Consider the following 15,791-nt stretch of genomic DNA (forward strand, 5'->3'; position numbering starts at 1 on the left):
GAGCATGACGCTTGTGCGCCCCTACTATTTCTTTCGTAGCACAAAACGCACATCCGGCGGCAGAGATTGCAGGACTTCGATTCCCCGAGGGGTTTCGAACACCGGAGTAATCGTTTGCAACGAATCAAACTTCGTTGCATCGTAGACGACACGCGCCTTAATCAGGAGCGGCGACAGCTTCGCGAGTTGGTCAACGCCGCCACGAACAACGACGGATATCGCCGGCGGATCCAGGAAGAGCTCGCGGTCAGCAGGCAATGCTTCGACCGAAACCGGAACGTCCGAGAACGTCCGTTCGGCGATCGCTTCGACGGTGACCCGGACATTGACGGAATTGGTCGAACGTGACGTCAAGAGATCGCGGATCGTATCGGAAAGCTCGATCGTCTGGTTGAAACTTTCACGCACGCCATGTGCGTGTAGCAGTTTGGTCGGGTACCCACGGAGTGAGTCCACGATCGCATTGGAGCCTTTCACGGTCACGAACGCCGGGGTAACAACCGGGTCGCCAACAACGACATACCCAGCAGCGGGTTCAACGTCGGTGCGCAACTCGACCGGCACACGACGTGCGATCTCCCGCGAGAACGTAACAACGAGAGAATCGGGCTCAATCTTCAGCAACTTCACATCGCTCGGCAGCGATGCCGTGGCAGCCAGTTCGTCACGGGTGATATAGAATCGGCCGAGCAAGTCTCGAGGGTCACGCTCGGAAAGATCGATCTTTAGTTTGGATTTTCCTGTCGAAGCAAGTAGCAACATCCGCCATCCGGGGCCGGAAATTCGTGCATGTACTTTTTCGGGGAGATCGCTCGAGACCGCAAAACCGGACGGGGTGGATACGACAAGCGGAAGATCAATCTCGCTTTCATACGTACCCGAAAGATGGACGTACGACCAGAGCAACACTGCAAAAAGAATCGCTGCTAGTAAGATTCCGATTCTTCGTGCAAGTCCCACGCGAACGTGTGTTGGCTAAGCGGTGCGAGTGTAGGTGGTTAGTTCGGTAGTTGCTGCCATTCGCTATAGAGCATCGGCGAAGACTGTTTGAAGATCGCGCCCGTTTGCTCGAGCAAGTCGAGCAACTCCGCGCGATTCGCCTTCGAGATCATACGCCCTTTGAGTGGAAAGTTCTCGATTGAACGCGCAAACCGTCGAAGCTCATGCACATTCCAGTCATGGACTTCCGTAATATCGAGTTCTTCGGCCGAACGAACTCGGCGCTTCGGGTGCTCCTCTTCCGTGGCAGGGGCACTCCGGGTAGCAAGCTTGAGCGAGCCGAGCAGCAATTCCATCGCAGCAAGATCCGGCTTCGCAAAAAAGGCTACGTCGTTCACTCCGCCGACCGAGCGAACATGTTCGCTCGCATGCTGCACCTCGGCAAGGCCTCCGGCAATCACGACCGTCACGACACCGGCAGCATTCGCTTCGGTCGCCCCGACGATCCGAGCACGCGTCTCGACACCGATGCTTTGCAGCAGTCGTGCGAGCGCGATCGCTCCGGTGACCTCTATCACCGAAACGCTTTCGGATGCTTCTATGGGTGCAGTTCTCGTCATAACAACGTATGTACAAACATACCACTTTTTCCCAAAGATTCCAAATTCGCCCCTCCACACGGACGCGGAATCGCTTTAAATAAACGTGGCAACGCCTTGTAAACTATTGAACTACAACAAATCGTGTCACGAGTGTTTGAACCGGCGTCGTTACCTCGACCCGATATGCCCCGGCGTTCTTCACTGCTCCGGCAGGGATGAGAAGTTCTGCTATGCCTGCCGAACTTGGGACGGATATACCATTGGCAGAGTAGACAGTTCGCCCCAACATATCAACTATTCTGAGGTCAGCCCGGCTGTCGTCTTTGAAGGGGAAATGGACTTTCACGACTCCGCCAGATGATGGGTTCGGCTGTAATGATAGATCGGTCGTGTTCGGGCACGAGCCACTTGCCACAGAAGAACTCACGGTATCCGATACGATCACCACCGTCAGTAACGATCCTTCGATGTCACCGCAAAACACCTTCGTGTCCCCTCTGGTCGAGATCGAAGCCCCGCAGAAGAACAGCATCGAGCGGTCGGGGTTATTCTTGTATGTATCGAAGCGTAAGCGCCCGAGATCGGTCGGATTCGCAAGCATGGATCCTCCAGCATTCCCCATCGTCACCGTAACCGTATCACCATGAATCGACCCCGATTTGAATATCCATCCCGCAGGCGGAGAATAGTATTGCGACATCTTCGCAGCGTTGATGTCGATCACATTCGGATCATACGACAACGAGAACGTGACGCTGCTGACGGTCATCGTATCGACATGGACCGCCAGCGGGAAGCGAAGTGCGACAGGGATTGTCACAGATTGTCCCACTGTCGCTTGAACGGTATTATCATACTGTGGATAGGCATATCCATTGGACACCGAAAGCGGACGTTGGAACGCCCGTACGATGCCGGAATCCTGATCGACCAGAATCGTTTGGTTATATCGTACGTTCGTCAGAACCTGCCTCCCCCCCGGCTGCCACAAAATCACAAGCGAATCGATCACCCCACTCGACGCCTCGCAGCCCGGCGAACCAAAGCCGAAGTGGGCCATAAGAGGCGAGTATCCAAGTGTCCCCTGAGTATAACCTACTTCACGATATTGGGGAGTGCCCTTTGTATAAGCTATCACCCGACTTCCTATCCCCTCTGAGTTTGCACGATGGCCTCGAAGTTCAACGCTCAACCACAAGTTGCTGTTGCCAGATGATCGAAGTAGGCGCGTAAATGCAGGGGTTACAATCGTGAAGTCAATGAAGCCGTCGTTGTCAAAATCTGTCCATCCACATACACTTTCGAGTGAATTTTGGGTTCGATCCTGTATCAATGACTTACGAAAGCCTGTAGGGCCCCCATACCATATCTCCAAAATACCGGTGTATTCCAACAAGATTACATCAAGATACCCATCGTTATCAATATCCTGAATAAATGAACTTCGGTATACTCCAGGTGTGAGGATCAACCCGGATGATGCTGTCATGTCCACAAACGATCGCCCACTATCATTTCGTAAGAGAAAAAGATGATCGTCTTGACAATATAGGAGATCAGGGTAACCGTCCGCATTCAAATCAGCAAATGCGGCTGTTTGAAAACCATCGTTATTTCTATGCGAATTCAAAAAACTGTTATCGAAGTTCGTGTACCCAGACGATGAACTAACAAAGCACTGGTCGACAGAGTGAATATTTGCAACATAGTAGTCTGGAATGCCATCAAGGTTGAGATCTGTCGAGAGCAAGAGATGTCCTTGCCCTGTATTTGTAAAAAGACTGTCTTGTGTGAAACTGGCCCCGGCAAGGTTTCGCTCAATCAATGTACCAAGCCCTGCCTGGGTACTCAAAAGCAAATCGGGATATCCATCCGAGTCAAAGTCCGACCACACAACGCCTGTGGCATAATTACCAGGTGAGACGATTTTGGACGACTGATCCTCGAACCGGAATCCTCCGAGGTTGTGCCACAGGGAAGGGCCAGACGCGTCGAAGTGATTTTCATATAGATCGATGAGTCCATCGCGGTCAAAGTCACCCCATGCAATATGACCATTGTACTGGGGCACTGCCGACGGAAATGCGATTGAAGAGACATTACTGAATGTCCCATTCCCGTTATTGCTGTATAATTCGCTAAGGAGATGCGAGCTTGCATTACCACGCGCTATGTATAAATCCAACCAGCCGTCATTATTAATGTCAATCCACTGACAGTTATACGATGGCGCATTGGAGGGAGAAGCTATACCACTTTGGTTAGTGACATCGGTAAATGCTACCTGCGAAAAAACGGGAGTTCCTTTCAACGCAAGTAGCCCGAAGGCCAATAGGAATATTTGTCGGACCAATCGTTTTCCAATCATCGCGCTATTCCTGTCTTGGACTAATCTGTGAGCGATTGGCCAACACCATCACGCTCATAGGGAACAAGAGGATGACAGCCGGGAAGAAGTATCTCGCTTCTGCATTTATCGGAAGTAGTACGGCAACAAAGTAGAGCATGAACAGCAAAAGAACCCCTACGCCCCGACTTTGTACTCTACTCTTCCAGTACCCAAGTAATGCCAAGAACAACAAAATAACTCCCGAGAGTGCTGAAAATACTTTTATGAGTGCCCGAATCGGTGTTGCTCTAAAATCTGCCAATATTCCCTTTTGAAAATGTTGCGGAAAGTCCTCCTTATCGTTGGTTCGGGGAGCAGGGTCATCTTGTACGAGCAAACCACGTGGAACCAGGAGGAGGGGAATGCGACGTGGAATCAGCGAGAGGTAGAAGAGCGGATGAGACTCAATAATATTTACTGCTTCGCGAAATCGCTTCCTATCACGCTCAATCCCATTGGGGTAGAGCAAACTTGGATACCCCTCATGATGTGCAATCCTATAGTCACTATAGACAGTCCCCAGAGTATCGCCAAACTGACTGATCCCCTGCCAGAGTACAGTACCATTGCTATACCCCAAAGGGATAATTTCATCAGTCAGAAGATAGTTTCTAACGGTGTGCAATCCTATAATTGCATAGAACACAAGGGTAGCAGGCCAGAGTATGCGAAGAGAAACACGGAATGAATAGATCAATGCAAGACCGATAAAAAGCCAAATCGGCAGGAACATCACATCGGGTCGAGAAAGAGAACCAAGCCCGAGTACAAATCCCGCCATAAGTGAATTCTGGAGCGACTTCTTGCCCCACTTCTGTCGATTGCCGTCGATAGGTTCGATTGCCCGAAGAAGCAAGTACGACGTAAGAATGAGTATGAACGGCATCATCGCTTCGGGCAGGATCGTGACTTCAAAACGGGCATGGTTAGGCCAAACAGCGCACAAGAATGCCCCAAGAAGTGACTTTACCTCATCGACCTTAAGTAACCTGAGTATGCGATATACGACTACGCATCCGAGACTTAGTAAAAACGCCTGTACAAGTTGTACAGCAACTGGCTTGATACCAAAAATAAAAAAAACCGCAGCAATAAAACTCGGATATCCGATAGGTTTGTCAATAAACGGTTCGTAACGGTAATTGTCCGGTGAGCCAAAAGGAGCGACGTTGACATAAAACACGAACCCCTTGCCTTCGACAACATTCTTTCCGACATCCAAGCATCGTTCGGAGACGCCTCCGAAATAGTTCGGGCCTGGGAATTCAAGTACAAATGCGAGCCTGACAACTACAGCAAGTATATAGCAAAGCCAAAGACTTCGACGAATGTTTGACGATGCCAAATCGACGAACTTTTGAAAAATCATATTTTATTCCTCACCCCCCTTACCTGCCTCATGACTCCGCGGGCGCTGATCGAGAGTTCGCGGCGCATCGAGATGAAGGCGAGAATACCCATCACGCCGGTCGAGATCAACACTGCGAGCGCTGCACCTTCGGCGTGCATCGTGGGGTCGAGCAGACGGTTTAGGCCGAAAAATACGATGGTCGCGGCAAGCACCGAGTAGAATAGCCCCTTCACCTGCCCGATGGCAATCAGCACATTGGTGGCTACAAGCACTAGCGGCAGAATAAATCCTGTAATAACGAGAAGCTCGAACACCGGCGTGATCCCCGGGAATTTACCTTTATAGATAATCGCAAGGATCGGATCCGCTCCGATTGCAAGCACAAGCGATACGGGCACCAGCACCGCGAAGGAAATGAAGAGCATTTTCTCGATCAGGTCGGATAGCTGTTGCTTATCGCCTGCGGTATGCATCTTCGAGACCACCGGCACGATGAGCAATGTTGCGCCTTCACGCACCGCATCGAACCCGCGATAGAGGGTCTTTGCCGCGGAAAACAACGCGACGTAACCGGGTGCGTACACGCCGATAAGCAACGGGTCGGCCCATTGTTGCAGGGTCAGGAATGCACTCGTGCCGGCCTGGTACTTCGCGAATGAGAGCAACTTCCTGTATTCCCCGCGCGGCACGCGTAGCAACGGCATCGCGAGAAAACCGCTGCGACCGTACACAAACGCGACAATGCTCGACAGCACTCCGCCAATGACGTTGATGCGCATGAAGTCCATCGCCGAGTGGAACATTCCGAGTGAATGCAGCAACACGGTCAGGAATATCATCGAACCATAATAGGCCAGATCGACCCAGAAAATTTCGCGGATACGGTAATCTACCTGCAAGAACCGAATGCCGATCCCTCGGAATATATTCAAGAGTAACGCCAGCGGCATCCATAGGAGCATATCGTAAAGCTCCGACATGTGATAAAGATCGCTGAAGTAACCTGCCGTGACGGCGAAGATCACGCCACTGACGACCATCACCAGCGAGTACAAATTGAAGCTCGCCGCAAGAATCTGCTCGACCTCTGCCTCATGCTCACTCGCAAATTTGACCATCGGTTGCAGGAAAACCGAGTCCGAGAGGACACAGATGATCAAAAAGATCGTCTGCCAAATCGTGAACGCGGCGTACTCGTGTTCGGGCAGTACCATGATCACGACAAAGATCACGGCTACGCCATAGACGAGCAGAATCGCCTTATCGGCCGCCGCCCAGACTCCCTTATTGAGATGATCGCGTAAGTTCAATAGTAACGATGCTACCGGATGATTGACCCGACGAACGCAGGCGCAACTTCTGCGCCTGCGTCTTCGTCATATATGACGGCGAAAACTCGTATGCGAGCAGTTCTAACTCCGCGTTGCCAGCCGAAAGTTCGATGCTGTAACGATTATTTCGATAATCGCTGAGTATATATCGGTGCGAGCCGTCCGGCTCAAGACGCCAGCGCGGATGAAAATGCAGATTCCATTCCACGGTCTCGTTCACATCGGCGACGAAACGGTCCTCGATCGCAAACTTCCCTGCTCCGATCCGGCAGAAGCGCGAATGAACATTCCGGTATTGGTCGTACGATGCTTCAACGGAAAACCCTGTGTCGGTGTCGTCGATCCGATCGATTCTTGCCGGCGAACTTGTCTTCATCCAGCCGAACCACTGCTTCAGTACGGCCCCGGTCCCCGAACCGAAGATGATACGATTATGCGCTTCGGCAACACGCAACGCGTCGCGCTCCGTAGGGTAACCGACGTACACATACGTCCCCGGATCGACGAGAATCGGCAACCCATCGAGGTACACCACCGGTGCGAGCAGATCGTCATGGGCATGCGAAGAAAAGCCATCGCCTCCCCACCCGAACTCTCCCGATCGCAAAAAGAGATAGTCACGTCCGAGTATTGCAGTAATATGCTGAGCCGTGGGAAACACGTTCAAGCGGTCGGTCGAGGGGTTTGGGTCGGCACCGAACACCACATCGCGCCAATCGCCTGCGAGTTCGATCGCTTTCCCGTTATCGAAGTCTCCGAACTTTACGATCCCTCCGTCGGTCGCAACAACCGAGTTACGGTAACGCTTCATTAACCGTGCTCGGTCTACCAGTCGTTGTGGGAGGGCAGCTCCAACGGTTGCGGCTGTTCGCTCGCAGAGCTCGACAAAATCGGTCACAAATCCATGATACCATCCCGATGCCTCCCGGCTTGCACCATCATTATACGTTTGCTCGAGTACAGCGTCAGTCAACACACGTATCCCGCGCGCTGCAATATCCTCCGAACCCGGGAAATCGAACAGCGACGAGACTACCACCATCCCCGCCGCCTCGCCGATGAGATGATTCGACCGGACGATCTTGTCGGTCGAGAGATCGGCGGAAAGAAATGTCAGTTGCTCCCAGATCGAACGTGCAATGCGTTCGTTCGTAAGCAAGAAGCCTGCGTCTGTGAGCAGACGAATCGTGGCCGTCCAACTGATGAGGCGTATTGCGATCTCAAGCGGACTCGACCAGTTGACACTTTGCATAAACGGATTGCCGTCGATCCACGAACCCATCCGATCGTATGCTTCGCTTGCATAACGTTCGTCATGAGTGATGTACGCCGCAATGCCTAGCGTCGGCAGATCTTTGAAGCGATTGATTTCCCATACAAGCTTCACATCTTTCGGCGTATCGGCCGAATGCACGCGTGTTTCTTCGTAGGTGCGTCGTGGCCAGGATGCCTTCTGCAACGGATCGTAATTCCACGGATCGCTGACACCGCGAAGGCGATACGGAAACGAGAAGAAGAAATTTTCATCGCGCACCATCGCATCGGCGTGCTCGATGGCCGACCGGGACACTTCTTCGCTCAGCGTCAGTGCCGGGCGTTTCGCTACCGAACGGAGTCGAACCGAATATACATCGGCAATGAGTGACGGGTTCAACCGCCGTTTCTTTGCTCGCTTTTCGACAAGCAGCCGTACGGTCCCGACGGGGCCGAGCTTACGCAATGCAAGGGAGAGTGTCGAAATTGCGCTCACTAAAAATTCGATTCGTCGCGCCACTGCACGGCCTTCCAAGGATCGGAGGCTTGTGAACGGACAAGGTGAAAGACAGCCCGGCCATCGGTATGCAACACATCACTCGATGTCAGCGTGATATCGAGAGAAAACGCGCGTGTGACGTCATAGACCGTATCGGCGCCGACAGAGTCGATGATATTCCCCCATAACAGATCAATCTCGCTGGTATTTGCAAAGAGCGCTCCGGTATGCAGCATTTCCTCGTCGCGCCCCCATTGCAGATCTAGGCCGCGATCATAATTGTGATAACTAAATACGAACTGCGGATCGAGCAGTTGGCCATAGAGGGTGGTGTCGCGAAATTGATATGCTGAACGGAATGCCTGGAAGTATCCGTCGATCGTATGCGGGTCGCCGAAGGAGTTTTGCGGAAGGCTCTCGTCAAGTGTCGGCGAAAACGGATTGCAGCTCACCACGAATGCGGCGAGCACCAGCAACGGCAGCCATCGAGAGTACCGCTTCACGATGACAACTGTACTTTGAGATCGGTGAATGTCTTTGCCGAAGTCGTGCCGGCGAAATCACTCCAGGACACGATACGCCACTCTTTCGTCCCTTGCTCCGTCGTGACGAGCTGTGCTTGAAAGATCAGCGATCCCGCGATAGAAGACGGAAGGGTCGAGTTTGTCTGTGTCGGAAGCAACACAGAATAATCTACAGCAATGCGCGCTTGCGTAGAGCTTGTTTGGTCGATCTGTTCGTTCGAGAGTGTCACGCTCAGCCGTGGGTTACTCACAAGAGAGGCACGAAGTTTCGTCAAAAACGACTGCTCCGATTGGACGGTCCACGCATCGAAAAGGCTGCGCGAGGCCTGGTCCAATCCCGCTCGCGGACTAAAGCTATATTGTACAGCGCCGCTGACAGCCGTATCCTGAGCCGAAACAAAGCAACGCGAGTAGTTTGCGGCGTCGACCGCTTGAAGCGAACCGCTAAAATCTTCTACCAGAGTATTTGGTGTTGCCGCGGGAGTCCAGACAAATGTCGAGCCGAGATCGGGAGATTCGGGAGTACGCGTCGTGAACAGGTCGCAGCCTGCGAACGCAAGCGCGACGATCATCGCAACCACCGGCCCAAGACTACGCATCCTTTCTGGCAACGATAATCACGCGCGGAGAACTCCCCTCATCGAAGGCGGCGCCGTCATAATTACCGAACACCTCGGCAATGTGCAAGCCCTGTCGGGTTATCATCCCCTCGATCTCAGCGCGAGTGAATAGCCGGACGGACTCCTGAAATTCTTTTACGCCGGCATCCGTCTTGATCACGATCTTCTTATTTACTCGTGCCCCGTCGATCTGGCGGTATTGATCGACAGGCTCGCCACACTCGAGCGTACTTTGTGAATGCGGAATGAGCGTCGCCCGAACGACCGAGGCGTTGAAGTAGTCGATCACGAAACAGCCGCCTGCTTCCAACCCTCCGGCGACATGGGCGATGACTTCCTCATTTTCCAAATCGTGCTCGAAGTAACCGAAACTCGTAAATAGATTTACGATGAGATCATACGTCCCGGTGAACTCTCGCATATCACGATTGACAAAGGTGACATGCACGTGTGCCTCTTCTGCCGATTCGCGAGCTTTCCGAATTAGCGTGGGCGAGAGATCAACGCCGGTCACATGTGTATATCCTCGTTTGGCGAATGCGATAGAATGGCGCCCCGCCCCGCAGGCCAAATCCAGGATACGCGCGTCTTTGTGCGGGTGGACTGTCCGCTCGATCAGATCAAGCAGCTTCGATGCATCTTCTGCGTTCCGATGCTGATAGAGCGCCAGGTAATGTTCGTCAGCGAACCAGTCCTTATACCACATGGGTCGGTCGTTGGTGAGCGGTCGTTTGTGAATGAAGTCAGTGACAGTAGTTAGACGTTATTATGTACTCATCTTACTTTCCGGTCACAGCCTGCTGATCACGCTAGGAGTCTTCCTTCCAATGCCTTTGCGATCGTCGCGTCGTCGACGAATTCGAGGTCCGAGCCGATCGGGATGCCTCGAGCAATGCGGGTGACTCGTGGGACGATATTTTGCAAGAGTTTCGCGAGGTAGAGCGTCGTGGCTTCGCCTTCGATATTCGGATCGAGGGCAAGAATAATCTCCTTCACCCCCTTCTCCGGAGTTAAGCGGTGCAGCAGTTCGCGAATCTTCAATTCTTCCGGGCCGATCCCGTCGAGCGGAGAGAGAGAGCCACCGAGTACATGATATAACCCTTTGAATTCGTTGGTGCGTTCGATGACCAGCACGTCGTTCGGCTCTTCGACGACGCAGATGACCGACTGGTCTCGGCGCGCGTCACGGCAGATCGGGCATGGATCCTCTTCGGTAATGTTCGCACACACCGAACACGTACGGACCCGTTCCTTCAAATGATAGAGCGCCTCGGCAAGCGACTTCGCGTAATCGTCGGGCTGCTTGAGCACATGCAACGCCAGTCGCTGCGCCGTTTTTCGACCGATGGTCGGCAGCGATGACAGCCGTTCTATGAGCGTTTCGAGTGCGGGGGATGTATAGAGCATTACTATAGGATTCGAGCACAATGAATACGGTTTCGTCACTCGGGCATCGCGCTTCGAACCCGCCTATTCACGTGCGTTGTCTACGATTGAATGAGTTTACGTAACATCGTTCAGGGACATTCCGTTAGCACTCGGACCGAGGATATATTTTTTCGAGGGAAGCGACATCGGCGTATCGAACGTGAATCCATACACTGCACCCGAGTGCTCAGACTCCGAACGGCATTCCCGGAATATTCGGCATGAATTGCTTTGCAACGGCATTCACTTTTTCTTCCGAAAGCTCTTTTGCCATCGCAAGCGCGCGGTTAGCAGCCGCAACGACGAGATCTTCCAACATTTCCCGTTCGTTCGGATCGATGACCTCTTTCTCGAACGAGATCGAGACGATCTGTTGCAGACCGTTGGCCGTGACCTTGACCATCCCTCCCCCCGCTTCGGCGGTGGCCGTAATGGTAGCAAGTTCTTTTTGAGCCTTCTCCATCTCGGCTTGCATCTGCTGCAGTTTGCCGAGAGCATTCATCATATCGGGGTTCATTGGAGTGAGTGCGTTTGAATGGTATTCGTTCATGCAAACGAGGAGGGCGAAAGATTGGTTGAGCAATGCCGATGCACGTCATTTCCCGTGTCTAGCCGTATTTCCGGCAAAGAATGAACACTTGTATTGCGCACCTGCGGGATGTCCGCTTGCGAGGCCACGATCTCACGGCGGACATCCCTTGCTTGTGCGAGCTGTATCCCACAGATCAAACGTTGCTGACTGCGAATGCATTTACGTCGGATGCGTCATAGACCTCGGAACCATCGTTATAGAGTCGATAGGTCCCATCGGTTGCAAGCGCCGCGACGTAGAGATTTTCTGAAAGAGCCGCTTGCCCCGGGCAAGTACCCAGTAACTGCTGGATCGGAACATCCTGTGTAAAGACTCCGCCACTAAGTGCGAATCCATCAACCCCGGAGATCACATATCCATTTGCAGCTACCCCCGTCGATTCGGTGTTGTTGCCCTTGATGACCGAGAAGCTGAACGTCGCAAAATTACGCGGATGCGAAGCGATGTAGCTGATCCGAACACCTTGCGCGAGATTTGTGTACTGGATGAAGCCGCATTTGCCGGATTTCACCGGTTGACCGTTCTGATATACCAGATTTCCGGCTCCATCGGTCAATAGCACATCCTGAATATCGGCAACGCACGGTGCATTATCGATACGCACCTTGAACGAGAGACTCAATGCATTATTGAGATTCCCTCCATCAAGCCGCAGATCGTAGTTCGGCGCATCGACCGAGTTGCCGGTATTATTGTAATCCGATACTTGGAATACCTGCTTCGGTACCGAGACAACCTGGAACACCCCGTTATTGTCGAGATGAAGTAATTCAAGGTCGAAACGGTACAGGCCGTCTTGAAGCGAATGCGAATCGAGCGATGCACTCCAGAAGTCCGGGCTGGTCCATTGTATGGTCAATGCTTTATCGGCAGCAGGGACGAGCGGCTCTTGATAAATATCCCAATGCGGGATCTTATAGCCGATATTCTCCCCCGCACCATCGGCGCCGAGCGTGACGGAATGCGTTTCGAAATGGAAATGACCGGCTACTTGCGTGATAACATAATAGTCCTTTGAGACTGCACCGTTTATCACCGTCGTAGGCGGATTGAGTATGTCGTTGAGATTCTCATCCTTGATGCGTGTCTTCTTCCAACGATAGTGTGTAATCGTATTCGTCGGCAATCCATCGCCAAAGAGCAGACGGAAATTGAGTCTGCTTCCGAACGGACTGATTCGATGCGCGTCGATTATATCTGTACAGCCGACATTGCGCATATTCACCCCCTGCACATTGACGGTGTTAAGGTCGTTCTGTTCGATGTGCAGCGCCGTCGCGTTCCAACCGATCGACTTGAACCACACGATCTCACCGACCGCTTGATCGTCGCAATTGCACGGCATCACGCGCGGGTCGGTAATCTTGATCGAAATGACCGAGCCGCAATCGTAATTCCAATATGTATGACACGGCAACGCCGGTTTGTAGACCGTCACCCATTGCCCGTTAATATTTACCTCTACCCAGAAGTACAGATTCAACGGCCCATCTTCGAGCAGCGTGTTCTCCCAGAGTTCGAAGTGCCCATTGCAGTCGGTGTACACAATGGTCTCTTCATCGTACGTATAGATCCATGGCCAAATCCACGGCCAGAGGCAGATATACGGGTATAGAATGTCGTGGTAATCGTAGAGTGCACTGCGCACGGCCGAGACAGAGCCGGAAGACATTGCCATCGCTACTTCTTCGGGTAACGGTGGAAGCGCTTGTAACCTCAGCGACTCTTGCAACGGCTCCGACGCCCGAAGCGAGTTCAGCGGAACGTTCATCTTCTGCATCCGCGCGATCTCACGCCCGGCAGTCTTACCGGACGATTGCGTTCGAGCAAGCTCCGAAGCAGCACTCTGGCGGTACGGATCGGGTGGAAACGGCGGTACTACCTTGATCACTTCACGAAACTTATCGCTGATCTCCTGGATGATCCAGTCCGGAATCTGTCGATAATAGATCGGGATGTGTGGCAGCACGAGTTCGGTCTCGACCTCGCAGATATGCACACGGGCATTACACACGGGCAGTGTTTTCCACTGGCCGTCGATGAAAAAATCCTTCGTGATATTACCCGAAATAAGGCAATTCCCCCAAAACCACGGCTTCAATGCTCCGCTCGGGATGCGGGATACATCGATGAATGTTCGGTCGGTAAATGCCTTCGTGACTTGATACGCACCTGCTTTTCGCAGATCTCGTTCATTGAACGACGAGGCCTCGGTCCCCTTCGGCAGGCCGGGAGCAATGAATATTTTCGCACCACCTTTTAGCGTCGGCGCTGGTGTCTTCAGTCGTGCTTCGAGTCCGTCGAAACTGCTGGCCTCGATAATGCGCCCAGAGTTGTCGGTGACGAATACATGTAGATTGTCGGTCTTCTTAATGCCGGAATCCGCAGATATGCGGATGACGATCGACCCGTTCGTGTCGGTTCTCATGGTTGGTAATCGTGTTGATGCACTGCCTACTCTTATGGTCCGGTTTTCGGCAAACCCGGCGAGGAGCAGACGATGAAGAGCGCAGAGCGGACTATGCTGCAAACTATACTGGCGGATTCGTTCGTGTTTGAGGTGAAACGCCGAACCGCACAGGCATACTCCTGCGATATATTTTCCCCCATCTCTCGCTATCACGGCGATCGCACATCTGGGGAGGCGGTGCGATGTCTTACTCACTCAGAAAAGCGCCATGCCATGATCCCTCGCGGATAGTGGACCGACGTGACGTGGCAAGTGTGTAGGCTTCACCACGATCTGCTAGCCGCGATCGAAACTCATAGGCACCGTCTGCAAACCTACGACGGACGAATCACTTTCCACCTCACGAAAACCTCATGATTGAGGAATTATCATCTCTTGTGTTGCGCCGATGACGCCGAGAAGAAAGCTATGAAGATGCTGCGACGGTGTGAGCGAGAATTTACGCCGAATGTTGCTTCGATGATTCTCGACGCTTCGCTCGGTAATCGAAAGCACCTCGGCGATCTGCCAACTCGGCATGGCCTCGAAGAGCATGGCGCAAATTTCGAGCTCCGTTCTCGACAGCGTCGGAAACAATCGTGCAAGTTCGCCGAGGAAGTGGGGATGCCGCTGGCGAAATTGTTCTTCAAATTTGAGCCACCCAAGCCGATGCTTGCGGCGTGCTGTTCTGCTCCTTCCGTCTTTTGTTGTCGGCTGGGGGGTCACCGCAACGCTGGTCAATGTACTAAACATAGTTGTATCCTTGATGCTGATGAATGAAAATCGTTATAAAGCAACGTCTGGTCTTCTAATATACGGCAATAATTTCTTGTTGACAATGAAATCTTAGGGCCCGGGCATCCGCATGAGTTTATGATCCTCGCTCGTGCCATCCGGCTGCCAATTTTATCTGCCGGCACCCTATCGTGCTCCGTTGGGAGTGTATCATTGCCAAACGCTCACCGACTGCAACAGATATTGCAGTCGGTGAGACATCGGCATGTATTCGCGAATAGATACAGCGCGCGATTCTGGCAATTAACACCAGCCGACGCTGTCGCTCCAGATCTGCTTACCCAGCACCGTTACTGTTGCCGAAGCGCCAGTCGGGATACCGATGTGTGTGCAAATATTCGCACACGCCTGAGCGGATGCACCGCTCGGTACCCATGACGGAACCGGAATGCAGATGCTGCCGATGACCGGCAAACTGAAGCAGAGTTTTCCGTTATTCACAGTTGCGGAGACACATGTGCTATAGTCGCTTGCCGTCACGGAAGCGTCTGTCGCATACATACCCGCGCTGCCCCGCAGAACCGGAGCTGCTTGAATTGGAATAGTCATAGTGGTTTCCTTGATAACATGAATGTGATGGAATCACCGCCGATGCCGGACACGAACTTCGCCTCCGACACCCGACGACTGTTGCCTTAGCAAATATGGACGCCCGCACAGATCTGCTGCGCTGCACTTTGCGCACCCGACCAGCTCTTGAGCGAATCGCACCCGAACTGTTCGCAGATCGCATCAAGCGTTGCATCGAGGATCGGACACACGACATCCCCGATTGGGTCTTCCGGTCCGAGGAATGCAACTTCGCATGCCGCGCCTGCCGCGATACCTACGCCAGTACACCCAAGCCAGCATGTTCCATTCGCTGCGGTGTAGATCACTCCGGCAAGCACATCGGTACAGACCGAACACCCGTCCTGCGGCATCACGGATCCGCCATGCGTTCGTCGCGACAGCTTCGATGTATGTCGCATCCGCTCAATCGGCCTCGCTTGTATGGGAATTCTCATTGGAATGAGCC

At 52.9% G+C, this 15,791-nt stretch carries 15 protein-coding genes; all 15 read right to left on the reverse strand.

The features are described from left to right. Positions 1-24 precede the first annotated feature (24 nt). The gene (locus tag JSS75_07885) at positions 25-909 is read right to left on the reverse strand and encodes a YbbR-like domain-containing protein (protein MBS1903605.1); all 885 of its coding nucleotides are present in this window, start codon (positions 907-909) and stop codon (positions 25-27) included. An 89-nt stretch (positions 910-998) separates the two neighbouring features. Further along, positions 999-1,559: a hypothetical protein gene (locus JSS75_07890; protein MBS1903606.1), complete on the reverse strand. Its 561-nt coding sequence runs from the start codon at positions 1,557-1,559 to the stop codon at positions 999-1,001. A gap of 103 nt (positions 1,560-1,662) precedes the next feature. Further along, a complete protein-coding gene (locus JSS75_07895) occupies positions 1,663-3,726 on the reverse strand; it encodes a VCBS repeat-containing protein (protein MBS1903607.1) in 2,064 nt (687 codons plus the stop codon). Positions 3,727-3,913: 187 nt separating this feature from the next. Then, positions 3,914-5,299, reverse strand: coding sequence for a glycosyltransferase family 39 protein (locus JSS75_07900; GenBank protein MBS1903608.1), 1,386 nt, complete (start codon positions 5,297-5,299; stop codon positions 3,914-3,916). Beyond that, positions 5,296-6,591 (reverse strand): oligosaccharide flippase family protein, encoded by a 1,296-nt coding sequence (locus JSS75_07905; GenBank protein ID MBS1903609.1) that lies wholly within the window; start codon positions 6,589-6,591, stop codon positions 5,296-5,298. Before JSS75_07905 ends, JSS75_07900 begins: the two co-directional genes overlap by 4 nt. Continuing rightward, complete coding sequence (locus tag JSS75_07910; GenBank protein ID MBS1903610.1) at positions 6,566-8,362, reverse strand: alginate lyase family protein; 1,797 nt, start codon at positions 8,360-8,362, stop codon at positions 6,566-6,568. The genes JSS75_07905 and JSS75_07910 overlap by 26 nt, the downstream gene beginning before the upstream one ends. Then, positions 8,362-8,868, reverse strand: a complete 507-nt coding sequence (locus JSS75_07915; GenBank protein ID MBS1903611.1) for a hypothetical protein — start codon at positions 8,866-8,868, stop codon at positions 8,362-8,364. The genes JSS75_07910 and JSS75_07915 overlap by 1 nt, the downstream gene beginning before the upstream one ends. Next, the gene (locus JSS75_07920; GenBank protein MBS1903612.1) at positions 8,865-9,488 is read right to left on the reverse strand and encodes a hypothetical protein; all 624 of its coding nucleotides are present in this window, start codon (positions 9,486-9,488) and stop codon (positions 8,865-8,867) included. The genes JSS75_07915 and JSS75_07920 overlap by 4 nt, the downstream gene beginning before the upstream one ends. After that, positions 9,481-10,215: a class I SAM-dependent methyltransferase gene (locus tag JSS75_07925; GenBank protein MBS1903613.1), complete on the reverse strand. Its 735-nt coding sequence runs from the start codon at positions 10,213-10,215 to the stop codon at positions 9,481-9,483. Before JSS75_07925 ends, JSS75_07920 begins: the two co-directional genes overlap by 8 nt. Before the next feature lie 98 nt (positions 10,216-10,313). After that, positions 10,314-10,916 (reverse strand): recombination protein RecR, encoded by a 603-nt coding sequence (gene recR, locus JSS75_07930; protein ID MBS1903614.1) that lies wholly within the window; start codon positions 10,914-10,916, stop codon positions 10,314-10,316. A gap of 208 nt (positions 10,917-11,124) precedes the next feature. Further along, positions 11,125-11,454, reverse strand: coding sequence for a YbaB/EbfC family nucleoid-associated protein (locus tag JSS75_07935; protein MBS1903615.1), 330 nt, complete (start codon positions 11,452-11,454; stop codon positions 11,125-11,127). A gap of 208 nt (positions 11,455-11,662) precedes the next feature. Next, positions 11,663-13,957 carry a hypothetical protein gene (locus tag JSS75_07940; GenBank protein MBS1903616.1) on the reverse strand — a complete coding sequence of 765 codons (2,295 nt, stop codon included), beginning with the start codon at positions 13,955-13,957 and terminating at the stop codon, positions 11,663-11,665. A 393-nt stretch (positions 13,958-14,350) separates the two neighbouring features. Continuing rightward, positions 14,351-14,731 (reverse strand): helix-turn-helix transcriptional regulator, encoded by a 381-nt coding sequence (locus JSS75_07945; GenBank protein MBS1903617.1) that lies wholly within the window; start codon positions 14,729-14,731, stop codon positions 14,351-14,353. 285 nt (positions 14,732-15,016) lie between these two features. Further along, complete coding sequence (locus JSS75_07950) at positions 15,017-15,322, reverse strand: hypothetical protein (protein MBS1903618.1); 306 nt, start codon at positions 15,320-15,322, stop codon at positions 15,017-15,019. 86 nt (positions 15,323-15,408) lie between these two features. Next, positions 15,409-15,744, reverse strand: a complete 336-nt coding sequence (locus JSS75_07955) for a hypothetical protein (protein ID MBS1903619.1) — start codon at positions 15,742-15,744, stop codon at positions 15,409-15,411. Between the last annotated feature and the right edge of the window lie 47 nt (positions 15,745-15,791).

This window comes from Bacteroidota bacterium, from assembly GCA_018266755.1.
Taxonomy (GTDB): domain Bacteria; phylum Bacteroidota; class Ignavibacteria; order Palsa-1295; family Palsa-1295; genus JAFDZW01.

What these genes read in the sequence shown, in the direction of transcription:
- JSS75_07890 (MBS1903606.1), bottom strand. Translation starts at nt 1,559, where the DNA reads ATGACGAGAACTGCACCCATAGAAGCATCCGAAAGCGTTTCGGTGATA.
- JSS75_07900 (MBS1903608.1), bottom strand. Translation starts at nt 5,299, where the DNA reads ATGATTTTTCAAAAGTTCGTCGATTTGGCATCGTCAAACATTCGTCGA.
- JSS75_07920 (MBS1903612.1), bottom strand. Translation starts at nt 9,488, where the DNA reads ATGCGTAGTCTTGGGCCGGTGGTTGCGATGATCGTCGCGCTTGCGTTC.
- JSS75_07925 (MBS1903613.1), bottom strand. Translation starts at nt 10,215, where the DNA reads ATGTGGTATAAGGACTGGTTCGCTGACGAACATTACCTGGCGCTCTAT.
- recR (MBS1903614.1), bottom strand. Translation starts at nt 10,916, where the DNA reads ATGCTCTATACATCCCCCGCACTCGAAACGCTCATAGAACGGCTGTCA.
- JSS75_07935 (MBS1903615.1), bottom strand. Translation starts at nt 11,454, where the DNA reads ATGAACCCCGATATGATGAATGCTCTCGGCAAACTGCAGCAGATGCAA.
- JSS75_07940 (MBS1903616.1), bottom strand. Translation starts at nt 13,957, where the DNA reads ATGAGAACCGACACGAACGGGTCGATCGTCATCCGCATATCTGCGGAT.
- JSS75_07945 (MBS1903617.1), bottom strand. Translation starts at nt 14,731, where the DNA reads ATGTTTAGTACATTGACCAGCGTTGCGGTGACCCCCCAGCCGACAACA.
- JSS75_07950 (MBS1903618.1), bottom strand. Translation starts at nt 15,322, where the DNA reads ATGACTATTCCAATTCAAGCAGCTCCGGTTCTGCGGGGCAGCGCGGGT.
- JSS75_07955 (MBS1903619.1), bottom strand. Translation starts at nt 15,744, where the DNA reads ATGCGACATACATCGAAGCTGTCGCGACGAACGCATGGCGGATCCGTG.